We start from the raw sequence: 22447 nt of genomic DNA on the forward strand, positions 1-22447 counted from the left end.
GTATTACCTGCGCTAGCAGCTATAAATACTAGAGCACTTCGCTGGCAGCGGCGACCACACCTCCGGCGACCTGCCAGACCTGGGCATAGCCCAGCTGGCGCATGCGCTGCAAAGCCTGGCCGCTGCGCTGGCCGGTGCGGCAAAACAGCAGCACCGGTCGCGGCCGCTGCAGCCAATCTGCCAAAGTCGCGCCCAACTCCCCCAAAGGAATATTGCAGGCCGCACGGCCAAAGCGCTGCGGGTGCAGGTCTGCGGCATGTTCATGGGCCTCGCGCACATCGACCAGCAGGGCATCTGGGTAGCGCTGCCAAAAATCCGCCACAGCAGCAGGCGGCAAATGGCTGGCAGGGTTGTCCGCCAGGGCTGCGCCCAGACGCAAGGGCTCCAGGTCGTCTTCTGGCAGCGCGTCCACCGGCGGGCGCTGGGCACGCAATGCGTCACCACAACGATGGATGCGGGCACAGGCCTCCGCAATGAAGGCCGCGTCGGCCAGCGCCCCGAACGACATCCGCACCGCCGATGCCGCCTGCCACTCCGGCACCCCCATGGCCTGCAGCACATAGCTGGGTGCAGCCTTCTTGGCCGAGCAGGCGCTGCCCGCGCTGACGCGCACGCCAGCGGCATCCAGCAAGTCCACCACCAGGCTGCTGGGCAGGCCGGGAACGGAGAAATTCAGCGTGGTTGGCAGCGTATTGCCCCACTCGGCGTTAAACACCAAATCGGGCCACGCCGCAAGCAGACTCTGCGCAAGCAGCTCTCGAAACTGTAGCATCTGGGCGGTATTACAAAAGCTGGCACCGTCCTCCAACGCCTGCAGTACCGTACCCAATGCAGCAATACCCGCCACGTTTTCAGTGCCCGAGCGCATGCCCGCCTCCTGGCCACCGCCGGCCATCAGCGGGGTGAACGGCGCTCCCTGGCGCACATACAGCATGCCTATGCCCTTGGGCGCGTACAGCTTGTGGCCGGAAAACGGCGCGTAGTCGATGCGCGTCTGCGCCAGCCGCAAGGCCAGCTTGCCCAGCGCCTGCACGCAGTCCACCAGCCAATAAGCCTGCGGGGCGACGTCGCTCAATACGGCCTCGATGCCGGCCACGTCAGACACCACACCGGTTTCATTGTTCGCCGCCATGGTGCAGACCAAGGCAGCCTGCGGGGCCAGGACGCGCAAGGCAGCCAGGTCGTGCTGGCCGCTGCGCAGCACCGGCAGGGCGCGCAGCTCCAGCTGCAGACCCAGCAGGCGGTCCCAGTGCGCTAGGCTTTCGGGCACGGCCTTGTGCTCGGTCGCGCCGTACAGCAGCAAGCTGCCCACATCTTCGCCCCGGGCCCGCCGGTCGCGCACAGCGCACAGGGCCGACAGCACCGCCGTTTGTATGCCCTCGGTCGCACCGCTGACAAACACCACGTCGCCCGCACCCGCGCCCAACACCCGGGCCGCACGGGCCCGCACCCCATCCACCAGTTGCCGTGCCTGCAGACCGCTCACATGGGTGCTGCTGGGGTTGCCGTACAGCGTGCCCATGGCCTGCTGCGCGGCGGCCAGGGCGGCGGGTAGCACAGGCGTGGTCGCGTTGCAGTCCAGGTAAATATCGGTGGGCATGGTGGTTTTCGGGCAAGCTAAAGATAAGTCCATGCTACCTACCACACCGTGAATATACGTTCCCATCTTTAACGCCTTCGCATCAATAACAGGATAAAAAATCTATATAAATTAAAATAACAGCATGAATACACTAGACCGTCTGGACTACGCCATTTTGGGTGCCTTGCAGGTGGATGGCAGCCTGTCCGTGGCCGCGCTGGCTGAACGCGTCGGTCTGTCCAGCACACCCTGCTGGAAACGGCTCAAGCGGCTGGAGGACGAGGGCTACCTCACCGGCCGTGTGGCCCTGGTGCATCCGCAAAAGGTGGGCCTGCCGGTCACGGTATTCGTCAGCGTGCGTACCCAGCAGCACGACGACAAATGGCTGGCCCAGTTCGGCGCCGCCGTGTCCGCCCTGCCCGAAGTGCAGGAGCTGCACCGCATGAGCGGCGACGTGGACTATTTGCTCAAAGTCGTGACCACCGACATCGGCGGTTACGATCGCTTCTACAAAAAGCTCATCCAGGCTGCGCCGCTCAGCGGCGTGTCCAGCGCCTTTTCCATGGAACAGATCAAGTCCACCACGGCGCTGCCGCTGGATCTGGTGTCCTTTGGCGCATCCAAAACCTAGAAAGAAAAGAACATGCCCATCCAATGGTTCCCCGGCCATATGCACCTGACAAAGAAGGCCATCACCGAACGCCTAAAGGAAACCGATGTGGTGATCGAGCTGCTGGATGCGCGCCTGCCCGGCTCCAGCGCCAACCCCATGCTGGCCGAACTGATCGGCAGCACGCCCACGCTCAAAGTGCTCAACAAGCAAGACATTGCCGACCCGGCGCGCACCGCGCTGTGGCTGGACCATTACAACGCCCTGCCCGGCACCCGCGCCATCGCCCTGGATGCCAGTGAAACTGCGCCGGCCCAGCGCCTGATCCCGGCCTGCCGGCTGCTGGCACCCTTACGCGGCGGCATGGTCAAGCCCATGCGGGTGCTGATCTGCGGCGTGCCCAATGTGGGCAAGTCCACCCTGGTCAACACCTTGAAAGGCAAGCGCGCCGCCAAAACCGGCGACGAGGCTGGCATCACCAAGCTGGAGCAACGCATCGTGCTGGCCGACGATTTCTACGCCTACGACACGCCCGGCATGCTGTGGCCACGCATCATCGTCGAGCAAAGCGGCTACCACTTGGCCGCCGCCGGCTCAATTGGCCGCAATGCCTTTGACGAAGAAGAGGTGGCACTGGAGCTGCTGCTGATCCTGCAAAAACACTATGCCGGCCAGGTCGAAGAGCGCTACAAGCTCGACCCCATCCTGGGCCTGACGGACGTGGCCCTACTGACCGAAATCGCCCGCAAGCGCGGCGGCCTGCTGGGCAAGGGCAAGGTGAATCTGCAAAAAGCCGCCGAAATCGTACTCACCGAGTTCCGCGCCGCCACCTTGGGCCGCATCACGCTGGAAACCCCGGAAGAATTCGCCCAGTGGCTTGCCGAAGGCAAAGCCTTGGATGCCGCGCGCCAGGCGAAGAAGGATGCGCGGAAGAACAAGAAGGGGCCAACGCGAGACGCGCTACCCGAATAAATTAACAATCATAAAAAAACCCGCTGCATTTCTGCAGCGGGTTTTTTTGTTTTAAACCTGAACTGGCTTACGCCAGCATCAGATTAGAAACGGTGCTGAATACCAACAGCGAACAGGTCGTGCTTGGTGGTAGCTGCACCGGAAACCTTGCTGTCGTCAGCTTCGTAGCCGCCGTACAGAGCCGTACGCTTGGACAAAGCGTACTTGGCGCCCAGGCCGTAACCCTTACGCTTTGCGTTACCAGCCGTAGCGTTGTCCTTGGACTGAGCGTAGCTAGCAGACAAGGTCAGAGCAGCACCGACGGGAACGTCAACACCCAGTTGGTAATCGGTTGCATCAGCACCCGACACGTTACCCATGTTTGCAGCCTTGCCGTAGATAGCGTAAGGCTTAGCAACGCCGAAGTCATAAGAACCACCCAGACGGGTGAACTTCTTGGCAGTCACGTCGCCAGCAGACTTTTCATCTTGGTAACCAAAGTTCACGCTGATAGGGCCATTGGCATACACCAAAGCAAAGCTGGTCACGGCGCCAGCATTGTGCACGGTAACTGCAGGAACTGCAGCAGTCGTAGCCGTGGCTGGAACTGCAGCAACTGCCGTATTCGTCTTGTTCTCACCCAGGCTGTAGCTCAAAGAGCCAGAGAAGCCGCTGAAGCTAGGGGTGTAGTAAGCGATCGTGTTGCCTGGGCGAACCAAGTAACCGGTCGACTTGAACGTGCTGTTCATTGGCGACAAAGCCGAGTCAAACACGGCATCAGACGCGCCGCTGACATCGTCAAAAGGCGTGGGGGTCAGGCCGAAACGGGTGGAACCGAAGGAGCCAGCCAGACCAACCCATGCTTGACGGGAGAAGGCAGTGTTGGTCACTTTGCTGGTCAACAGAGTCGTGGACTTAGCAGTACCGTCATCAGCAGCAATACCTTGTTCCAGTTGGAAGTTGGCAGCCAAACCGCCACCCAGATCTTCAGAGCCCTTCAGGCCAAAACGCGAGGTATTCACCAGGCCGCTTTCCAGCTTGGATTGACGCAGGCTGGTCGTGCCGTTGTCGGTCTTGGTGCTGCCGAGGTACATGTCAACGATACCGTACAGGGTCACGCTGGACTGAGCCATGGCGGCGCCGGAGGTGGCGAGTACTGCCAGGGCGATCAGGGATTTTTTCATGGAAAGGTTCTCCAAAGATTAAAAGATGTCGGGTTCACAGTCAGGCTGTAACCTCAACCCCACTCCTTGTTTCAGAAGCTGATCGGATTAAAGCAGACGACCCCGGATAAACCGGTGACGTTTTCGTCATAAACATATGATTTGTTAATTAAAAACAACACTTCAGACATACAAGAAGCTTCAGATTCCAGCCCGCTACACCCGGCAATTCGTATATTCCACATGAATTGACCTGTTTCGTATGGCCAACTTACAAAGAGTCACGAAACTACATAAAAAATTTACAGCGACGGACAGGTACAAAGCTGGGTACAAAATATGTAACTTTGTAAGGGGTACCCCTTGCCAGGGATCGGCCACGCCGGCACTACTGCCAAGCCAGGGCCACTTTGACGACAGCAACCGAGGAACAATGTGAAAAAAAACAGTTTGCTGGCTACAACAGCATTGCTCGCAGGCATGGCGTCCATCACTGCAGCACAAGAAACGCCGACCAGTAACGTCACGATTTACGGCATCGCCGACGTGGGCATCAACCACGTCACCGGTCTAAAGCAAGGCACGGTCACGCAACTGGCCAGCGGTGTCATGGAAGGTTCACGCTGGGGTCTGAAAGGCAGTGAAGACCTGGGCGGCGGCATGCGTGCATTATTTACACTTGAAAGCCGGTTTGAAATAGATACCGGCGCGGTCTACAACGTCCCGGCCTCCGGCGCACAGGTGCCGGACCGTTTGAATACAGCCACGCTGATGGGGCTTCCCGCCACGGCGCAGCCTTTGGTTAACGCGGTCGCTGGTGCACTGGGGTCGCGGTTTGGCGTCAATGTTGCCGACAAAAACCTGTTTGACCGCCAGGCCTTCATGGGATTGGTCACGCCAGTCGGCGCGATCATGGCGGGCCGCCAATACACCCCTGGCTACGTGGTGTCGGCCACTTTTGACTCCATGCACGGCGAATCCAGTTTGGCCCTGGGCCAATTGGTGTCGGTCCCCGCGTCGTTCACCATCCGGACCAGCAATGCATTGCAATACGCCGTCCAGGCCAGCGGACTTAGCGCAAGTCTGATGGTGGCAGCCGGAGAAGTGGCGGGCAACAACTCCGCGAACCGACTTCTGGGCGCCATGGCCACTTATAAAGGCACCGGTTTTTCCCTGGGTGCGGGCTATAACACGCAGAACAACGAGCTAGGTGAGAAAGGGCTAACGAACACCCTGCTGGGCGCGTCGGTGGATATTGGTCCGGGCAGCTTCAGCACCATGTACGCCACCATAAAAGACGACCACCCCGCCGACCTGTCGAGCGTGTCGGCCCTGCTCGTTTCCAAAGGAGCCAGCGCGGCCAGTGCCGAAGCCGTGCAAAACGCCTTCATCCGGGCGGTGCAACAAGACGCGCGCCTGCTGCATATAGGCTATCGCATCCGCAGCGGCCCGCACACCTTCACTGTGGCCTATAACACTATGAACGACAGGACCGCCAACAATGCCGACCGCGACTCCTATGGAGCAGCCTACACCTATGCGCTGTCCAAACGCACCGATCTGAACGCCGTGTTGACGCGCTTCAACAACAGCGGTGCATCGCAGCTGGCACCGGGCGGCAACGGCTTTCTGGGGGGCGTCACCGCCAGTGCGGGCACCGACTCGAACAGCTTGGCGCTGGCCCTGCGCCACCGCTTCTAACCCCAGAACAAGCCCTCGGTCCTCGGGGGCTTGGGTCTCAGGCGGCATGAAACCGGCACAGTGATTTACAGTGAAGCCCTGTTTGCCCAACTACACGCACCGCATGTCGCTACCCACCCCTCCTTCTTTAGACCAAATCTGCCGTGTCGCAGACTCTGCGCTGCGCACTATCTTCACCCGACCGCATGGCAACCGGGCCTGCCCTACGGTGCCGGAACACACGCAGGAGCTGAGCGCCGAGGAGAAAACCCAGTCCGCCGCGCTCATGCGCGTCAACCATGTGGGCGAGGTGTGCGCGCAAGCCTTGTACAAGGCCCAGTCACTGGTCACACCAACGCCGGCTCTGCGCGCGCATTTTGAACATGCTGCCGGCGAGGAAACCGACCACCTGGCCTGGACGCATCAGCGGCTGGACGAATTAGGCGGCAGGCCCAGCATGTTGAATCCGCTGTGGTACGCGGGCGCCTTCGGCCTCGGCCTGGCGGCCGGTCGGCTCGGCGGCGACCGCTGGAGCCTGGGTTTTGTAGTGGAAACGGAGAACCAGGTGTCGGCCCACCTGGAAAGCCATCTGCAGCGCCTACCGAGCAACGACCACGCATCCAAGGCCATCGTCGTACAGATGAAGGATGACGAAGAGCGCCACGCCCACGAAGCCACGATACAGGGTGCGATCGATTTGCCGGCGCCCATCAAAACCATGATGCGCATGGCGGCCAAGGTCATGACGACCGTGGCCCACAGAATCTAAACCTTAGGTGGCTTCCACCAGATCAAAGCTGGTGGTGATCTCGGCTGTCTTGCCCAGCATGATGGTGGCCGAGCAGTATTTGTCATGGCTCATGGCAATCGCGCGCTCCACGGCAGCCGCTGGAATGCCCTTGCCGGTTACGGTGAAATGCATATTGATCTTGGTGAACACCTTGGGATCGACGTCGGCACGGTCGGCAGCCAGCTTGACCGAGCAGCCGCGCACGTCGTGGCGGCCGCGCTTCAAAATCAGCACCACGTCATAGGCAGTGCAGCCACCGGTGCCGGCCAACAAAGTCTCCATCGGACGGGGCGCCAGGTTCTGGCCACCGTTCTCGGGTTTGGCGCTGTCAGGCGCGCCATCCATGGTCAAAGTGTGGCCACTGCCGGTTTCGGCCACAAACCCCATGCCGGAGCGGGTACCCGCTGCGCCGGTCCAACTGACTGTGCATTCCATGCTGCGTATCTTTCTGAGGCAAAGCCCAATTATGAGAACAAGCCCGATTTTGCCTAGCCGCGCGCATTAATTCACGGTTTTAACAACACGCGGATGCTGCAACGCAGCAAGACCTAGGGAAAACGACTACAATAAATCCATCGCACACATTTAACCCGTGTGCACCGTTTGTCTCCTCCACCCTCTGAAAAGGTGGATTTAAGCCCCGAGTCGCAAGACTTGGGGCTTTTTTTATGCCCCAAGCGGTGGCAAACGGCGTGCGCGGGCCGGCCCCTTATGATCTCCCTCCCAGGAGAACCCATGACGACCGCACCCGCCAAAGCACCCAAGGCCCAGAAACCAGTCCAAGCGGCCAAGCCGCTGACCCCCGCCGACTATCTGAAAAAGATTCTGACTGCCCGCGTCTACGACGTCGCCATCGAATCCGCCCTGGAGCCCGCGCGCAACCTCAGCCGCCGCCTAGGCAACACGGTTCTACTCAAACGCGAAGACACACAGCCCGTGTTCAGCTTCAAGCTGCGCGGTGCTTACAACAAGATGGCCCACCTGACGCCGCAGCAGCTCAAAAAGGGCGTGATCTGCGCCTCCGCCGGCAACCACGCCCAGGGCGTGGCCATGAGTGCGCGCAAGCTCGGCACGCGTGCCGTCATCGTCATGCCCACCACCACACCCCAGGTCAAGGTGGACGCGGTGGCCGCGCTGGGCGGTGAAGTAGTGCTGTTTGGCGAAAGTTATACCGACGCCTACAACCACTCCCTGTCGCTGCAGAAAAAGCAGGGCCTGACCTTTGTCCACCCGTTTGACGACCCGGATGTCATCGCCGGCCAGGGCACCATCGCCATGGAAATCCTGCGCCAAATACAAAGTTTGCAGGGCCTGGGCTCGCAGCACCTGGACGCAGTATTTGTCGCCATCGGCGGCGGTGGCCTGATCTCCGGCGTGGCGAACTACATCAAGGCCGTGCGGCCCGACATCAAGGTCATCGGCGTGCAAACCAGCGACTCCGACGCCATGCTGCAGTCGGTCAACGCCAAGAAGCGCGTGACCCTGGCCGATGTGGGCCTGTTCGCCGATGGCACGGCCGTCAAGCTGGTGGGTGAAGAAACCTTCCGCGTGGCACGCGGCCTGGTGGACGAATTCATCACCGTAGACACCGACGCCGTCTGCGCCGCCATCAAGGACGTGTTCGTGGACACGCGCAGCATCGTCGAACCCTCGGGCGCAATGGCCGTGGCCGCCATGAAGCAGTACGTGGCCAAGCACAAGACCAAGGGCCAGACCTACGCCGCGATCCTGTGTGGCGCGAACATGAACTTCGACCGCCTGCGCTTTGTCGCCGAGCGGGCCGAGGTGGGCGAGGAACGCGAGGCCCTGTTTGCCGTCACCATCCCCGAAGAGCGCGGCAGCTTCAAGCGCTTCTGCGAAGCCATAGGCCAGCTGCCCGGCGGGCCGCGTAATGTGACCGAGTTCAATTACCGCATCAGCGACGCAGCCAAGAGCAACGCCGCCCATGTGTTCGTCGGCCTGACCACCACGGCCAAGGGCGAATCGCAAAAAATCGCCAGCAACTTCAGCAAACACGGCTTCAAGGCGCTGGACCTGACCCACAACGAGCTGGCCAAGGAGCACATCCGCCATATGGTGGGCGGGCAGTCGGCACTGGCGCAAGATGAACGCCTGCTCAGCTTTGTGTTCCCCGAGCGGCCCGGCGCGCTGATGAAGTTCCTAAGCCTGGTGCGCCCGGGCTGGAACATCAGCCTGTTCCACTACCGCAACCAGGGCGCGGACTACGGCCGCATCCTGGTCGGCCTGCAAGTGCCCAAGGCCGACGCCAAGGCCTTCGACAAGTTCCTGGCCACGCTGGACTACCCCTACGTCGAAGAAACCAACAACCCGGTCTATCAGCTATTTCTGCAGAGCTGACGCGATTGGCCTTCGTCCGCCACTACCTGCTGGCCGTCCAGTTCTTCACCCGGCTACCCATCACCGGGCGGCTGGCGGCCTGGGTGGGCTACAGCCCGGCCATGCTGCGCGCCAGTGCGGCGCACCTGCCCGGTGTGGGCTGGCTGGTGGCGGCCCTGGCCTGCGGCGTGGCGGCGGCCAGCATGGCGCTGCTGCAGCAACGCCCGGGCAGCGCGCTGGTAGCCGCCGTGCTGTGCACCGTGGCCACGGTGCTGCTGACCGGCGGCTTCCATGAAGACGGCCTGGCCGACGTGGCCGATGGCCTGGGCGGCAGCGCCGACCGGGCCCGCGCGCTGGAGATCATGAAGGATTCGCGGGTCGGCGCTTTCGGTGCCATGGCGCTGGTGCTGGCATTGATGTCCAAGGTCGCGCTGCTGGGCCTGCTCGGCAGCTACAGCAGCCACGCCCTACTGGCAGCCCTGCTCGGCGGCCATGTCTGGTCGCGCTTTTGCCCGCTGCTGCTGGTCCGCCTGCTGCCCCATGTGGGCGACGCGGCCACGTCCAAAAGCAAGCCCCTGGCGGGCCAGATCAGCGGGACTGCGCTGGCCGTTGCGTTGTTATGGTGTTTTATGCCTCTGACGCAGGTATTACTTGCGCAAGGAGCTACATTTTTAATAGCAAGCCTGATAAGTAGCAGCTTGGCGTTTTTATGGATGAAGCGCCTGTTTACTCGGCGGCTACAAGGCTTCACCGGCGACTGCCTGGGTGCCACACAGCAAGTCTGCGAGATCGCCTTCTATCTAGGCGCCGCCGTGGCCCTGCCATGAGACTCTGGCTGGCCCGCCATGCCCGCCCGCTGGTGGCGCCTGGCGTGTGTTACGGAGCGCTGGATGTGGCGGCTGACGCCTTGGCGACGCAGGCCGCTGCCGAACGGCTGGCCGCAGCCCTGCCCACAGGCATGCTTGTTTGCAGCTCTACGCTACAAAGATGCGAGCAGCTTACGCAGGCACTGTCTGCGCTGCGGCCCGATTTGACGCTGAAATTTGATGCACGGCTGCGCGAGATGGATTTTGGCCAATGGGAAGGCCAGACCTGGGAGGCCATTGGCCCAGCCGCGCTGGACGCCTGGACCGCCGACTTCGCCGACTACCGGCCGGGAGGCGGCGAATCGGTGCACGGCTTCATGCAGCGGGTGGGCGCTGCCTGGGATACTGTTGGGGCGCAGCCCACGCTGTGGATCAGCCATGCCGGCGTGGCGCGGGCATGCAGCCTGCTGGCCGCCGGCATCCGCACACTGGACCGCGCCGACCAATGGCCGCAGGCCGCCCCCGGCTACGGCGAATGGATTACTTTCTGATGGGCAATTCCAGCGCGAAAGCGGCTGGGCCGTCCATGCTGGACGCCAACTCGGCCCGGCGCGGGCCCACGGACTGCAGCAACAAAGCCCCATCGACCAGGCTGCCCACCCGGTAGGGCTTGGGCGGTTTGCCGTCCACGGCGATCAGGGCTGCGCCCTGGCGGCCATGCTCGGCAATCACGCCCGACAGCACAAAGCGTGTGGACGGGTTGACCTCTGCCACCGGCATCGGCCCCACACTGCCCAGCACATGCGCCACCGCCGCCGCGTCCACGGCAACCGCCCCCGGCCCGGCCACGGCGGCCTGCGGACCACTGGGTGCAGCCGTGGCCTTCAAGCCCCAGTACGCCACGCTGGCCAGGGCCAGGGCCCAGACCACAAAGGCCACCAGGCGCGGGGCCCAGCGTTCCATTACAGAATCGGATGCATTGATTAACATGCATTGATTATCATCGCAGCCCATGACACTCCACAGCCCTATTCGTCCCTCCAGCCTCCTTTACCGCCGCGTGCGTAAAGTGCGCAATGCCGGTTTCACCCTGATCGAATTGATGGTGGTGCTCGTCATCATCGGCGTGCTGGCCGCGCTGATCGTGCCCAATGTGCTGGACCGCGCCGACGACGCCCGCGCCACCGCCGCCAAGACCGATGTCCACAACCTGATGCAGGCGCTAAAGCTCTACAAGCTAGACAACCAACGCTACCCCACCGCCGAGCAAGGCCTGCAAGCCCTGGTCGCCAAGCCCAGCACCAACCCGGTGCCGCCCAACTGGAAGCCGTATGTGGAGAAGCTGCCCAACGACCCCTGGAGCCGCCCCTACCAGTACCTGAACCCCGGCGTGCAGGGCGAGATTGATGTGATGTCCTTCGGCGCCGACGGCCAACCAGGTGGCGAAGGCAAAAATGCCGACATCGGCAGCTGGCAGTGATTTTGGCCCCCCGGCTTGTCGCTTCGCGTACTTCTCCACCCCCCGGGGGGGAGGCGTTTTGCCCTCGTGCAAGACTCGCAGAGTCTGGACGACATGGGGCGGCCCGGCGGCAAAACCGGACTCTTTGGCGTTTAAAGTGATCGCTAGGCGGCCCAGTGTGGCGCCAGCCTTCAGCCGGGGCTTCACGCTGCTTGAGTTACTGGTGGTCGTCGCCATCATCGCCATCGCCAGCGCAGGCGTTGCCTTTGCCATGCGCGACAACAGCCAGACCTTGCTGGAGCGCGATGCGGCGCGGCTAGCCGCCTTGTTTGAATCGGCGCGGGCCCAGTCGCGAGCGACCGGTGTGCCGGTGCGATGGAACAGCACGCCAGACGGCTTCCAGTTCTACGGCCTGCCGCCCCATACCCTGCCCGAGCGCTGGCTGGGCAACGACACCGTGGCGCGCAACACCAGCCCGGTCGTGCTGGGCCCCGAACCAGTCATTGGCCGCCAGGAGGTGGTACTGCAGTCCATCAGCCAGCCCAACGAGCTGCTGCGCATCGCCACCGATGGCGCACGCCCCTTTACCGTGCAGCCGGCCACACCGTGAAGGCCCGCAACCGCCTGTTAAAAGTCCGTGGCTTCACCTTGATCGAGGTGCTGGTCGCGCTGGGCATCGTGTCGATTGCGCTGATTGCCGGGATGCAAGCCACCCAGGCGCTGACCACCAACGCCACCCGCCAGACCGATGTGCTGCTGGCCCATATGTGCGCCGAAAACGAACTCATCAAAATGCGCCTGTCCACCCAGATGCCCGGCGTGGGCGACTCCGACATCACCTGCGAACAGGCTGGCCACAGCTACCAGGTACGGCTCAGCGTGCTGCCCACGCCCAACCCCAGCTTTCGCCGGGTGGATGCGCAGGTGTTTGCCGCCAACGCGCCCATCCTACGCCTGTCCACCATCGTAGGGCGATTTTGATGAACACCCCCAGGCTTGCCCGCTGCGCCCCGACATTGGCGAGAGCCAATGGCGCATGGCCTCCAACCCCCTTGCAGGGGGCGACGCCTATGGCCCGGCAAAGCCGGTTCCATGGCGTCTCTGGAAGGGGGAAAAAATCGCGTGGCTTCACCCTGGTCGAACTGCTGGTGGCCCTGATGGTCATGGCGCTGCTGGCCGTGCTGAGCTGGCGCGGGCTGGACGGCATGCAGCGTGCACAAACCCGCACCCAGCAACGCGCCGACGAGGTGCTGACCCTGCAGGCCGGCCTGAGCCAATGGAGCGCCGACCTGGACGCCCTGCTGCAACTGCCCAACACCTCCACCATCGACTGGAACGGCCGCAGCCTGCGCCTGGTGCGGCGCAGCACCGAGCCCAACGCCGCCGGCCCGCTGGTCGTGGCCTGGTCGCTGCGCAATGTGGACGGCACCGACCAGTGGCTGCGCTGGCAGTCGCCGGTGGTGCGCAACCGCGCCGGGCTCACCCAGGCCTGGGCCAATGCCGCACTGTGGGCGCAAAACCCGGGCGACGAGGCGCGCCGCGCTGAGGTGGCTTTGACGCCACTGAGCGACTGGCAGGTGTTCTATTACCGCGACGGCGCCTGGAGCAATCCGCAATCCAGCAGTGCCACCACGGCAACCGCACCCGCTACGGGGGCATCCAGCGTCGCCTCCACCGACTCCGCCATCCCCGACGGCGTACGCCTGGTGCTAACCCTGCCGCCCGGCCAGGCCCTGAGCGGCGTGCTGACGCGCGACTGGATACGGCCTACCGTCGGCGGAGGCAAATCGTGAGTCCGCGCCGCTGTTTACATAAAAAATCGGCCTCTGGCGCAGGTAATACCTGCGCCAGCAGCTCCCAAAACCATAGCAAACGCCAGCAACGTGGCGCAGCGCTACTACTGGCCATGCTCACCGTCACCCTGGTCGCCACACTGGCCGCCGCCTCGCTGTGGCAGCAATGGCGCAGCGTGGAGGTGGAAGCGGCGGAGCGCCAGCGCGTGCAGTCGGCCTGGATACTCACCGGCGCGCTGGATTGGGCGCGGCTGATACTGCGCGAAGACGCCCGCTCTGGCGGCGCCGACCACTTGGCAGAGCCCTGGGCCGTGCCGCTGCAGGAGTCGCGCCTGTCCACCTTTCTAGCAGCCGACCGCAACAATACCGGCGGCATGAGCAGCGACGAGGAGGTGGACGCGTTTCTGTCCGGGCAGATCACCGACATGCAGTCGCGCATGAACATCATGAATCTGGTGGAGAACAACAAGATCTCCGAAGTCAGCCTGGCCGCCTTCGGCCGCCTGTTCGAAGAACTCAAGCTGTCTCCCCAGGAGCTGACGCAAATGAGCAGCCAGCTGCAGCTGGCGCTGGACAGCAGCCAGTACAACACCGACAACCCGAACATCCCGCTGGTGCCCCGGCGCGCCGAAGACCTGGGCTGGCTGGGTCTGAGCCCCAGCAGCGTGGCTGCGCTGCGGCCCTATGTGTCGGTACTGCCGGTGCGCACCTCCGTCAACCTGAACACCGCCAGTGCCGAGGTGCTGGTGGCCAGCGTGCCCAATCTGTCCATGGCCGATGCGCAAAAGCTGGTCAGCGCCCGGGCCAGCAAGTACTTTCGCAGCACGGCCGATGCCAGCACGCTGCTGAACCAGCCGGGCATCAGCTTCAGCGAATCCGAGCAGGGTGTGGCCACCCGTTATTTCGAAGTACTGGGCCGGCTGCGCATGGGCGCCACGACGGTGCTGGAGCGCTCGCTGGTACAGCGTGACGGCATCAATGTCACCACCCTGTGGCGCGAGCGGGCGGTGGCCGATCCGTCCGGCAAGGCGCCCCTGTGAAGCAGGGGCTTTTCCCACCTGGAATGTCACAGTCTCTACATACAATGGCCGGCCTGAGTTTCGTCTGCCGCACGCAGGGCGCCCCAGCGCATGCCAGTTGTTCCACGTTGTCACGCCCATGAGCACCCTGATCGTTCTACTCCCTCTTGAATCTACCGGCAGCGCAGGCCCGCTGGACTACGTGCTCACGCCGGACGGCCACAGCGTGGGCTCGCACGACCGCGCCCCCGCCGCCCTGCTGCCCGTGGCCACCGCCACCGAACTGGTGGCCGTGGTGCCTGCACAAGCCCTGTCCTGGCACCGCGTCGAGCTGCCCAAGGGCAGCCTGCAACGCAGCGCCCTGGGCCGCGCGGCCGACACGCCCCGCCTGCGCGCCCTGCTGGAAGGCCTGCTGGAAGAACGCCTGCTAGAGGAGCCCTCCGAGCTGCACTTCGCGGTCCAGCCCGATGCGCCTAGCGAAGGCCCGGTCTGGGTGGCGGCCTGCAACCGCGCCTGGCTGCGCAGCGCCCTGGCGGTGCTGGAGGCCAGCCAGCGCACGGTGGCGCGCATCGTGCCCGAATTCAGCCCCCTGGCTGAGGGCAGCGACAGGGTGCACATCCTGGGCACACCCGAGGCAGCACAAGTCGTCCACGCCGGCCCCCAGGGCATCCACCTGCTGCCGCTGAACCACGCCACGCTGGCCATGGCCCTGGGCGGCGCAGCCGATACGCTGGAGATCGTCGCCGAGCCCGCTGTCGCCAGCATGGCCGAACAGCTGGCGCAGCGCCCCGTCACCCTGCAGCACAGCGCCGAACGCTGGCTGGCCTCGGCCCATGGCCGCTGGGACCTGGCGCAATTCGACCTGACCAACTCCGGCAGCAGCCGCGCCTGGAAGAACCTGGCCGGCCACACTGAGCGCATGCTGCAAGCCCCCGCCTGGCGCCCCGCGCGCTGGGGCGTAGGCTTGCTGCTGCTGGCCCAGTTGATTGGCCTGAACGCCTGGGCCTGGAAGGAAAGCCACAGCCTGGAAGCCAAGCGCAAGACCATCCGCGACAGCCTGACGCAAACCTTCCCGCAGGTAAAGCTGGTGGTCAATGCGCCGGTGCAAATGGCGCGCGAGCTGGACCTGCTGCGCCAAAGCGTGGGCGCCACCTCGGCGCGTGACCTGGAGCCCATGCTCAGCGCACTCGGCGCGGTGCTGCCGCCGCAAACTTCTGCCAGCCAGCTGGACTTCAGCACCGGCGAAATCCGGCTCAAAGGCCTGGACCCGGCACCCGGCCCCGACGCCATCACCAGCCTGCGCAGCAGCGGCTACAGCCTGCGTAGCGAAGGCAACCTGCTGGTACTGCAGGCCGCCAACGGAGCCACACCATGAAAACTCCGTCCTTCCTACTACAGCTGCAGCCCCACTGGGCCGCCCTGGCGCCGCGCGAACGCCGCAGCGTGTTCGCGGCAGGAGCCCTGGTCTGCCTGGCCCTGCTGTGGTGGCTGGCCCTGGCTCCCGCACTGCAAACCCTGCGTGCCGCCGATGCGCAGCACCGCGAACTCGACGCCCAGCTGCAAAACATGCGCCGCATGCAGGCCGAAGTACAAGCCCTGAAAAGCCAGAGCGCCATCGACTTTGACGAGGCCCTGCGCAGCGTGCAGGCCTCGGCCAAGACCGATTTGTCTGGCACCGCGCAGATCAATGTGCTGGGCGAACGCGTCAGCGTCACCCTGAAGAACACCCCGGCCGATGCGCTGGCCCGCTGGCTGGCGCAGGTGCGCATCAACGCCCGCGCCCTGCCCACCGAGGCCAAGCTGGTGCGCAGCCCCGCCAGTACCGCCGCCAACGCGCCCCAGCCCGGTCTACCCGCCTGGGACGGCAGCCTGGTCCTGGCACTGCCCAAGCGCTAACGTGGCACTGAAACCCGCATCCGCCCCGCAACGCACCGCGCCCTGGCGCTGGGCCTGGGCGGGCGCCTGCCTGGGCCTGGCCTGGGCCCTGCTGGTGTTTGCCCCGGCGCGCTGGCTGGCCGCTGCACTGGACCAGGCCAGCCAGGGCCAGGTCCAGCTGGCAGACCCGCTGGGCACGGTGTGGGACGGCTCAGCCCAGCTGGTGCTGTCGGGTGGCAAGGACAGCCGCGACCAGGCCGCACTGCCCGAGCGCCTGCGCTGGCGCCTGCGCCCCTCTTTCAACGGCGTATCTGCCGACCTCCTGGCCGAATGCTGCATGGCCCAGCCCCTGCAGCTGCGCGCCGCGCCGCACTGGGGCGGTGGCGAGCTGACGCTGGCCGACAGCCAGTCGCACTGGCCGGCCGCCTGGCTGGCTGGACTGGGCGCCCCCTGGAATACCTTGCAGCCCGAGGGCACGCTGACACTGGCCACGCAGGGCCTGGTCGTGGACCTGAACAGCGGACGCATGCAGCTCAGTGGCCGGGCCCAGCTGGAAGCCATCGACATCGCCTCGCGCCTGTCCACCCTCAAGCCCATGGGCAGCTACCGGCTCACACTGGCCGGCGGCAATCCGAACACCTTGCAGCTGGAAACCCTGAAGGGCAGCCTGCAACTGACCGGCAGCGGCCAATGGGTCGGCAACCGCCTGCATTTCGACGGGGTGGCCACCGCCGCCCCGGAGCGTATCGACGCCTTGTCCAATCTTCTCAACATCATCGGTCGGCGCGACGGCGCGCGTGCCATCATCAAAGTAGGTTAATGGAATGACCCCAGCCCGCACACCCACGCTGTCTTCGCGCTTTCCTAAAGCTATTATTTCGATAGCTATTACCGCAGGATTCACCTGCGCCAGCGGCCTTTTTTCTATCAATGCACTGGCCCAGGGGCCTGCAAGCGACAAGGCCAGCACGGCCAAGCGCGGCGAGCCCATCACGCTGAACTTTGCCAACGCCGAGATTGAATCGGTGGCCCGCACCATGGCCGTGATCACCGGCCGCAATGTGGTGGTGGACCCGCGCGTCAAGGGCACGATGACGCTGAGCACCGACCACCCAGTCAACCCCACCGTGGCCTACAGCCAGTTCCTGGCGGCGCTGCGCCTGCAGGGCTTTACCGTGGTCGAGTCCGGCGGGTTGGACAAGATCGTGCCCGAGGCCGATGCCAAGCTGCAGCCCGGCCCGGTGACCATTGGCGAAAATAATGCCGCCGTGGGCAGCCAGATCGTGACGCAGATCTTCAAGCTGAACTATGAAAACGCCGCCAACCTGGTGCCGGTGCTGCGCCCGCTGATCAGCCCGAACAACACCATCAACCTGAACCCCGGCAACAACTCGCTGGTGATTACCGACTACGCTGACAACCTGCGCCGCATTGGCCGCATCGTGGCGGCCATGGATGTGTCCAACGCGTCGGATTTGGAAATCATCCCGCTGAAATACGCGATTGCCAGCGACCTGGTGCCGCTGGTAACCAAGCTGGTCGAGTCCGGCAGCACCACCGGCGCTGCCCCCGCCGCCGGGCAAACTGACACCTCCTTCAAGACCACGCTGCTGGCCGAGCCGCGCAGCAATGCCATCATCCTGCGCGCGGCGAACCCGGCGCGGGTATCCCTGGTCCGCTCGCTGATCGCCAAGCTGGACCAGCCCACGGTCAACACCGGCAATGGCGAAGCCGGCAACATCTATGTGGTCTACCTGAAGAATGCCGATGCCACCAAGCTGGCCACCACCCTGCGCGCCGCCATGAGCGGCGACGCACGCGGCAACGCCAGCAGCGGCGGTTCAGGCAGCGGCGGCAGTTCCAGCCTGTCCAGCGGGCTCAGCCCCACCAGCTCCAGCAGCACCACAGGCAGCACCAGCACTTCGGCCAACTCCATGGGCAGCTCCAGCAGCAGCGCCCTGAGCGGCACCACCAGCAACCAGCCTTCCACCGGCGGTCAGATCCAGGCCGACCCGTCCACCAACTCGCTGATCATCACCGCGCCCGAGCCGCAGTACCGCCAGCTGCGCGCCGTCATCGACAAGCTGGACGGCCGGCGCGCACAGGTGCTGGTGGAGAGCCTGATCGTGGAGGTCAGCAGCGACAAGTCGGCCGAATTCGGCATCCAGTGGCAGGGCGTGCTGGGCAGTGTGGGCCTGGGCACCAACTTCGGCACCGGCAGCAGCAACCTGGCCACCCTGGCCACCAACATCGCCGCCGGCAGCACCAGCACCACCCTCAGCTCGGGCCTGAACCTGGGCGTGGCCACCAAGATCGGCGGCACCTATGTGCTGGGCGCGCTGGCCCGGCTGATGGACCAGACCGGCACCGGCAACGTGCTGTCCACGCCCAACCTGCTGACGCTGGACAACGAAGAGGCCAAGATCGTCATCGGCCAGAACGTGCCCTTCGTCACCGGCACATACACCACCAACAGCGCCACCGGCACCTCCAACCCGTTCCAAACAGTGGAGCGCAAAGACGTAGGCTTGACGCTGCGGGTGCGCCCGCAGATCAACGAAAACGGCACGGTGAAAATGGCCATCTACCAGGAGGTGTCCAGCGTAGACGCCTCCACCAAGAGCAACACCAATGGGCCCACCACCAACAAGCGCTCCATCGAGTCGAATGTACTGGTGGACGACGGCTCCATCGTCGTGCTGGGGGGCCTGCTGCAGGACGACTACTCCGGCAACGTGGAGAAGGTGCCAGGACTGGGGGACGTGCCCTTCCTGGGCAACTTCTTCCGCAGCGAGACCCGCACCCGCAAGAAAACCAATCTGATGGTGTTCCTGCGACCCATCGTGGTGCGTGACGCAGGCACCAGCGACGCCCTGGCGGTAGACCGCTACGACATGATGCGCGGCCAGCAGCAGGACGTGAACCCGGTGCCACGCATCGGCCTGTCGGCCGTGCCAGATGCCTCGGTGATTCCTGTCCTGCCCACCTCCGACAAAAAAGCCGTCGTGCCCAAGCCCCTGACCACGCTGCCCTCGACCACCACGACCACGCCGTAAGCAATGCGCCACCCCCTGCCCTACGCCTTTGCCCGCGCCCAGCAGCTGCTGCTGGAAGAGAACCTGGGTGAGTACACGCTCTGGCTACACCCGGCGTCCACGCCATCGGCCCTGAGCGAGGTGATGCGCAAATACCCGGTGCGCCAGATCGAAACCCTGAGCGCCGAAGCCCTGGCCCAGCGCATCAGCGCGGCCTACGCCCAGGGCGAGTCCAGCGCCGCATCGGTGGTCAGCGAGGTCGAGAGCGATGCCGACCTGTCGCGCATGATGCAGGAGCTGCCTGCTGTCGAAGACTTGCTGGAGATGAGCGACGACGCGCCCATCATCCGCATGCTCAACGCGCTGCTGACCCAGGCCGCGCGCGACGGCGCCAGCGACATCCATATCGAGCCGTATGAGCGCCATTCCAGCGTGCGCTTCCGCGTGGACGGTACGCTGCGCGAAGTGGTGCAGCCGAATCGCGCATTGCACGCCGCCCTGATCTCGCGCCTGAAGATCATGGCCGACCTGGACATTTCTGAAAAACGCCTGCCGCAGGATGGTCGCATCTCCTTGCGCATCGGCACCCGCGCGGTGGACGTGCGCGTCAGCACCCTGCCCAGCGCCCATGGCGAACGCGCCGTGCTGCGTCTGCTGGACAAGAGCGGTGCCAAGTTGACCCTGGAATCGGTGGGCATGCAGGGCGACGTGCTGGACAAGCTGCAAAACCTGATCAACCAGCCGCACGGCATCATCCTGGTGACCGGCCCTACCGGCTCGGGCAAGACCACCACGCTGTATGCCGCCCTGAGCCGCCTTGACGCCAGCACCAGCAACATCATGACGGTGGAAGACCCGATTGAATACGAGCTACCCGGCGTCGGTCAGACCCAGGTCAACGCCAAGATCGACCTGACCTTCGCCAAGGCCTTGCGCGCCATCCTGCGGCAAGACCCGGACGTGATCATGATCGGCGAAATTCGCGACTTCGAGACCGCGCAGATCGCCATCCAGGCCTCTCTCACCGGCCACCTGGTGCTGGCCACGCTGCACACCAACGACGCGTCCAGCGCAGTGAACCGGCTCATCGACATGGGCGTGGAACCGTTCCTGCTGAGCTCTTCGCTGTTGGGTGTGCTGGCCCAGCGCCTGGTGCGCAAGCTGTGCCCGGTGTGCCATCCTTCGACAAGCTCAGGACCGACCGGCGGTTGTGAAGCCTGCAGCCACACCGGCTACCAGGGCCGCACCGGCATCTTCGAACTGCTGGTCACCGACGACGCCATTCGCGCCCAAATCCACAACCGCGCCGCCGAGGCCGACATCCGCAGCGCCGCGCGCACCGCCGGCATGCTGCTGATGCGCGAAGACGGCGAGCGCCTGGTGCAGGCCGGCGTGACCTCGCGCGAAGAGCTGCTGCGCGTGACGCGGGATTGACGCCCATCTTTGACACAAACCAGAAGCCAGAGCTAATATAACAACCGTTATAACGGAGATACGACGTGCACGCGCTCAAACTCACCCAGATTGGCAATTCGATCGGCGTCATCCTGCCCAAGGAAGCATTGGCCCGGCTCAAGCTGGGAAAAGGTGCCTCGATCTTCCTGACGGAAACCCCTGAGGGCTACACCCTCACCCCCTACGACCCTGCCCTGGAAGAGCAAATCCAAGCGGGCCGCGCGTTTATGAGCGACTTCCGCGACACCTTTCACCAGCTCGCCAAATGAGCTGGCGCTGGGTCAGCAAACAAGCACTCCTGCTGCTGCACGACGAAAGCCTGGCCGAGCACGGTGGCGGCACGGGTTTGCGTGACGAGGGCCTGCTCGATTCCGCGCTCGCTCGCCCCTTGAATCTGGCCGCCTATGGCGAGCCAGACTTTGCCGCCCTGGCGGCCAGTTACGGTCTGGGTTTAGTGAAAAACCATGCCTTCGTCGATGGCAACAAACGCGCAGCCTTCCTGGCTGTCGGTCTGTTTTTGTACCTCAATGGCTATCGGCTGACGGCGTCGCAGGCCGACGCAACACTGATGGTCATGGGCGCGGCCGCAGGCGATATCCATGAAGCTGACTTTGCTGCCTGGCTGCGCCAGAACGCCCATATACGTTGAACACTTAGCATGCCCGCCTATTCCTTTGAAGCCGTAGACGCCCAGGGCCAGTCCCGCAAAGGGGTGATGGAGGCCGACACGGCCAAAGCTGCGCGGGCCTTGCTGCGCGCCCAGGCGCTGGTGCCACTGGCCGTCACTCCGGTCAACGCCAGCGGCAGCAATGCGTCTGCCGGCACCGGCCTGCGCACCACGCTGTTCGAGAAGAAAGTCTTCAATGCCTCTGGCCTGGCGATCTGGACCCGGCAGGTGGCCGGCCTGGTGTCCAGCGGCCTGCCGCTGGAGCGGGCGCTGACCGCGCTGACCGACGAGGCGGAGGACGAGCGCCAACGCAATCTGCTGGCCTCGCTGCGCGCCGAAGTCAACGCCGGCGCCAGCTTCGCCAAGGCACTGGGCCAGCATCCGCGCGAATTCTCGGCCATCTACACCGCCGTGATTGGCGCGGGCGAGCAAAGCGGCGCGCTGGGCGATGTGCTGGAAAGCCTGGCCACCGACCTGGAAGAACGCCAGGCCCTGCAGTCCAAGCTGATCGGCGCAGCACTCTACCCGGCCATCGTGACCCTGGTGGCGATTGCCATCGTGCTGTTCCTGGTCGGCTATGTGGTACCCCAGGTGGCCAACGTGTTTGCCGGCAGCAAGCGCGCGCTGCCGTTCTTGACGGTGGCCATGCTGGCCATCAGCGACGCGGTGCGCAACTACGGTTGGGCCATGTTGATTGCTATTATTTTTGCAGCTATCAGCGCACGGTTTGCCTACGCCAACGCCCTGATTCGCCAAAAATTTGACGCCGCCTTTTTGAGGCTACCGCTGGTGGGCACACTGGCACGCGGCTATAACGCGGCACGCTTTGCCAGCACCCTGGCGATGTTGGCCGCTGCCGGCGTGCCGATTCTGAAAGCCCTGCAAGCCGCCGCCGAAACCCTGAACAACACCGCCATGCGCGCCGATGCGCTGGACGCGCTGGTGCTGGTGCGCGAAGGCGCGCCGCTGGCCTCGGCCCTGGCGCAGAAAAAACGCTTCCCCGGCCTGCTGGCCATGTTCGCCCGCCTGGGTGAACAGACCGGCCAGCTGCCGCTGATGCTGCAGCGCGCCGCCCGCCAGCTGGGCACCGAGGTACAGCGCCGCGCCATGGCCCTTGCCACCATCCTGGAGCCGCTGCTGATCGTGGCCATGGGCTTGGTGGTGATGCTGATCGTGCTGGCAGTCCTTATGCCCATCATCCAACTCAACCAGTTTGCGAAGTAGC

The 22447-nt window shown here is 64.3% G+C and carries 24 protein-coding genes; 20 read left to right on the top strand and 4 right to left on the bottom strand.

Features of this window, described 5'->3' with window-relative positions; all coding sequences use genetic code 11:
* Positions 1-28: 28 nt before the first annotated feature.
* Entirely contained in the window at positions 29-1600 is a 1572-nt protein-coding gene (locus AC4BBN_RS03770; RefSeq protein WP_490590609.1) for an aminotransferase class V-fold PLP-dependent enzyme, read from the bottom strand.
* Positions 1601-1724: 124 nt separating this feature from the next.
* Between AC4BBN_RS03770 and AC4BBN_RS03775 the strand changes: the two genes are divergently transcribed.
* Both AC4BBN_RS03775 and ylqF read left to right on the top strand, forming a co-directional pair.
* Complete coding sequence (locus AC4BBN_RS03775; protein WP_490590610.1) at positions 1725-2213, top strand: Lrp/AsnC family transcriptional regulator; 489 nt, start codon at positions 1725-1727, stop codon at positions 2211-2213.
* A 12-nt stretch (positions 2214-2225) separates the two neighbouring features.
* Positions 2226-3164, top strand: coding sequence for a ribosome biogenesis GTPase YlqF (ylqF, locus tag AC4BBN_RS03780; protein ID WP_490590611.1), 939 nt, complete (start codon positions 2226-2228; stop codon positions 3162-3164).
* 83 nt (positions 3165-3247) lie between these two features.
* Here ylqF and AC4BBN_RS03785 read toward each other — a convergent pair whose 3' ends face one another.
* Entirely contained in the window at positions 3248-4327 is a 1080-nt protein-coding gene (locus AC4BBN_RS03785; RefSeq protein ID WP_490590612.1) for a porin, read from the bottom strand.
* 414 nt (positions 4328-4741) lie between these two features.
* On the opposite strand from AC4BBN_RS03785, the gene AC4BBN_RS03790 reads away from it, so the two are divergent.
* Both AC4BBN_RS03790 and coq7 read left to right on the top strand, forming a co-directional pair.
* Entirely contained in the window at positions 4742-6007 is a 1266-nt protein-coding gene (locus AC4BBN_RS03790) for a porin (RefSeq protein WP_490590613.1), read from the top strand.
* Between the two features lie 103 nt (positions 6008-6110).
* Entirely contained in the window at positions 6111-6755 is a 645-nt protein-coding gene (coq7, locus tag AC4BBN_RS03795) for a 2-polyprenyl-3-methyl-6-methoxy-1,4-benzoquinone monooxygenase (RefSeq protein WP_490590614.1), read from the top strand.
* A 3-nt stretch (positions 6756-6758) separates the two neighbouring features.
* Here coq7 and AC4BBN_RS03800 read toward each other — a convergent pair whose 3' ends face one another.
* Positions 6759-7211, bottom strand: coding sequence for an OsmC family protein (locus AC4BBN_RS03800; protein WP_490590615.1), 453 nt, complete (start codon positions 7209-7211; stop codon positions 6759-6761).
* A 300-nt stretch (positions 7212-7511) separates the two neighbouring features.
* Here AC4BBN_RS03800 and ilvA point away from each other — a divergent pair, with 300 nt between their 5' ends.
* The 3 genes from ilvA to AC4BBN_RS03815 are packed head-to-tail and all read left to right on the top strand — an operon-like array spanning position 7512 to position 10470.
* Entirely contained in the window at positions 7512-9134 is a 1623-nt protein-coding gene (gene ilvA / locus AC4BBN_RS03805; RefSeq protein WP_490590616.1) for a threonine ammonia-lyase, biosynthetic, read from the top strand.
* 5 nt (positions 9135-9139) lie between these two features.
* Entirely contained in the window at positions 9140-9940 is an 801-nt protein-coding gene (locus tag AC4BBN_RS03810) for an adenosylcobinamide-GDP ribazoletransferase (protein ID WP_490590617.1), read from the top strand.
* Entirely contained in the window at positions 9937-10470 is a 534-nt protein-coding gene (locus AC4BBN_RS03815) for a histidine phosphatase family protein (protein WP_490590618.1), read from the top strand. Before AC4BBN_RS03810 ends, AC4BBN_RS03815 begins: the two co-directional genes overlap by 4 nt.
* On the opposite strand, the gene AC4BBN_RS03820 is transcribed toward AC4BBN_RS03815, so the two are convergent.
* Positions 10460-10882, bottom strand: coding sequence for a type II secretion system protein N (locus tag AC4BBN_RS03820; protein WP_490590619.1), 423 nt, complete (start codon positions 10880-10882; stop codon positions 10460-10462). The genes AC4BBN_RS03815 and AC4BBN_RS03820 overlap by 11 nt on opposite strands.
* A 49-nt stretch (positions 10883-10931) precedes the next feature.
* On the opposite strand from AC4BBN_RS03820, the gene gspG reads away from it, so the two are divergent.
* The 13 genes from gspG to gspF all read left to right on the top strand — a co-directional run bounded on the left by gspG (position 10932) and on the right by gspF (position 22446).
* The gene (gene gspG, locus AC4BBN_RS03825) at positions 10932-11399 is read left to right on the top strand and encodes a type II secretion system major pseudopilin GspG (RefSeq protein WP_490590620.1); all 468 of its coding nucleotides are present in this window, start codon (positions 10932-10934) and stop codon (positions 11397-11399) included.
* A 157-nt stretch (positions 11400-11556) separates the two neighbouring features.
* The gene (locus tag AC4BBN_RS03830) at positions 11557-11988 is read left to right on the top strand and encodes a prepilin-type N-terminal cleavage/methylation domain-containing protein (RefSeq protein WP_490590621.1); all 432 of its coding nucleotides are present in this window, start codon (positions 11557-11559) and stop codon (positions 11986-11988) included.
* Positions 11985-12359, top strand: a complete 375-nt coding sequence (gspI, locus tag AC4BBN_RS03835; protein ID WP_490590622.1) for a type II secretion system minor pseudopilin GspI — start codon at positions 11985-11987, stop codon at positions 12357-12359. The genes AC4BBN_RS03830 and gspI overlap by 4 nt, the downstream gene beginning before the upstream one ends.
* An 89-nt stretch (positions 12360-12448) precedes the next feature.
* Positions 12449-13171, top strand: a complete 723-nt coding sequence (locus AC4BBN_RS03840; protein WP_490590623.1) for a PulJ/GspJ family protein — start codon at positions 12449-12451, stop codon at positions 13169-13171.
* On the top strand, positions 13168-14211 hold the full coding sequence (gspK, locus tag AC4BBN_RS03845) for a type II secretion system minor pseudopilin GspK (RefSeq protein WP_490590624.1): 1044 nt from the start codon (positions 13168-13170) through the stop codon (positions 14209-14211). The genes AC4BBN_RS03840 and gspK overlap by 4 nt, the downstream gene beginning before the upstream one ends.
* A 118-nt stretch (positions 14212-14329) precedes the next feature.
* Complete coding sequence (gspL, locus tag AC4BBN_RS03850; protein ID WP_490590625.1) at positions 14330-15565, top strand: type II secretion system protein GspL; 1236 nt, start codon at positions 14330-14332, stop codon at positions 15563-15565.
* A complete protein-coding gene (locus tag AC4BBN_RS03855; protein WP_490590626.1) occupies positions 15562-16086 on the top strand; it encodes a type II secretion system protein M in 525 nt (174 codons plus the stop codon). Before gspL ends, AC4BBN_RS03855 begins: the two co-directional genes overlap by 4 nt.
* A 1-nt stretch (position 16087) precedes the next feature.
* Positions 16088-16885, top strand: coding sequence for a type II secretion system protein N (gene gspN / locus AC4BBN_RS03860; RefSeq protein ID WP_490590627.1), 798 nt, complete (start codon positions 16088-16090; stop codon positions 16883-16885).
* A gap of 4 nt (positions 16886-16889) precedes the next feature.
* Positions 16890-19121, top strand: coding sequence for a type II secretion system secretin GspD (gene gspD, locus AC4BBN_RS03865; protein ID WP_490590628.1), 2232 nt, complete (start codon positions 16890-16892; stop codon positions 19119-19121).
* 3 nt (positions 19122-19124) lie between these two features.
* Complete coding sequence (gene gspE / locus AC4BBN_RS03870; protein WP_490590629.1) at positions 19125-20534, top strand: type II secretion system ATPase GspE; 1410 nt, start codon at positions 19125-19127, stop codon at positions 20532-20534.
* Between the two features lie 65 nt (positions 20535-20599).
* Positions 20600-20824: an AbrB/MazE/SpoVT family DNA-binding domain-containing protein gene (locus AC4BBN_RS03875; RefSeq protein WP_490590630.1), complete on the top strand. Its 225-nt coding sequence runs from the start codon at positions 20600-20602 to the stop codon at positions 20822-20824.
* Positions 20821-21204 (top strand): type II toxin-antitoxin system death-on-curing family toxin, encoded by a 384-nt coding sequence (locus AC4BBN_RS03880; protein WP_490590631.1) that lies wholly within the window; start codon positions 20821-20823, stop codon positions 21202-21204. The genes AC4BBN_RS03875 and AC4BBN_RS03880 overlap by 4 nt, the downstream gene beginning before the upstream one ends.
* Before the next feature lie 9 nt (positions 21205-21213).
* A complete protein-coding gene (gspF, locus tag AC4BBN_RS03885) occupies positions 21214-22446 on the top strand; it encodes a type II secretion system inner membrane protein GspF (RefSeq protein WP_490590632.1) in 1233 nt (410 codons plus the stop codon).
* The last annotated feature ends 1 nt before the right edge of the window (position 22447 follow it).

It is taken from the genome of Rhodoferax sp. SPJ21, from assembly GCF_058216335.1.

Excerpts from the sequence above, each read along its gene's own strand:
- AC4BBN_RS03820 (WP_490590619.1), bottom strand. The coding sequence starts at position 10,882 with ATGGAACGCTGGGCCCCGCGCCTGGTGGCCTTTGTGGTCTGGGCCCTG.
- AC4BBN_RS03800 (WP_490590615.1), bottom strand. The coding sequence starts at position 7,211 with ATGGAATGCACAGTCAGTTGGACCGGCGCAGCGGGTACCCGCTCCGGC.
- ylqF (WP_490590611.1), top strand. The coding sequence starts at position 2,226 with ATGCCCATCCAATGGTTCCCCGGCCATATGCACCTGACAAAGAAGGCC.
- gspF (WP_490590632.1), top strand. The coding sequence starts at position 21,214 with ATGCCCGCCTATTCCTTTGAAGCCGTAGACGCCCAGGGCCAGTCCCGC.
- gspG (WP_490590620.1), top strand. The coding sequence starts at position 10,932 with ATGACACTCCACAGCCCTATTCGTCCCTCCAGCCTCCTTTACCGCCGC.
- AC4BBN_RS03855 (WP_490590626.1), top strand. The coding sequence starts at position 15,562 with ATGAAAACTCCGTCCTTCCTACTACAGCTGCAGCCCCACTGGGCCGCC.
- AC4BBN_RS03770 (WP_490590609.1), bottom strand. The coding sequence starts at position 1,600 with ATGCCCACCGATATTTACCTGGACTGCAACGCGACCACGCCTGTGCTA.
- AC4BBN_RS03785 (WP_490590612.1), bottom strand. The coding sequence starts at position 4,327 with ATGAAAAAATCCCTGATCGCCCTGGCAGTACTCGCCACCTCCGGCGCC.
- ilvA (WP_490590616.1), top strand. The coding sequence starts at position 7,512 with ATGACGACCGCACCCGCCAAAGCACCCAAGGCCCAGAAACCAGTCCAA.
- coq7 (WP_490590614.1), top strand. The coding sequence starts at position 6,111 with ATGTCGCTACCCACCCCTCCTTCTTTAGACCAAATCTGCCGTGTCGCA.
- AC4BBN_RS03880 (WP_490590631.1), top strand. The coding sequence starts at position 20,821 with ATGAGCTGGCGCTGGGTCAGCAAACAAGCACTCCTGCTGCTGCACGAC.
- AC4BBN_RS03775 (WP_490590610.1), top strand. The coding sequence starts at position 1,725 with ATGAATACACTAGACCGTCTGGACTACGCCATTTTGGGTGCCTTGCAG.
- gspE (WP_490590629.1), top strand. The coding sequence starts at position 19,125 with ATGCGCCACCCCCTGCCCTACGCCTTTGCCCGCGCCCAGCAGCTGCTG.
- gspL (WP_490590625.1), top strand. The coding sequence starts at position 14,330 with ATGAGCACCCTGATCGTTCTACTCCCTCTTGAATCTACCGGCAGCGCA.
- AC4BBN_RS03815 (WP_490590618.1), top strand. The coding sequence starts at position 9,937 with ATGAGACTCTGGCTGGCCCGCCATGCCCGCCCGCTGGTGGCGCCTGGC.
- gspD (WP_490590628.1), top strand. The coding sequence starts at position 16,890 with ATGACCCCAGCCCGCACACCCACGCTGTCTTCGCGCTTTCCTAAAGCT.
- AC4BBN_RS03840 (WP_490590623.1), top strand. The coding sequence starts at position 12,449 with ATGGCCCGGCAAAGCCGGTTCCATGGCGTCTCTGGAAGGGGGAAAAAA.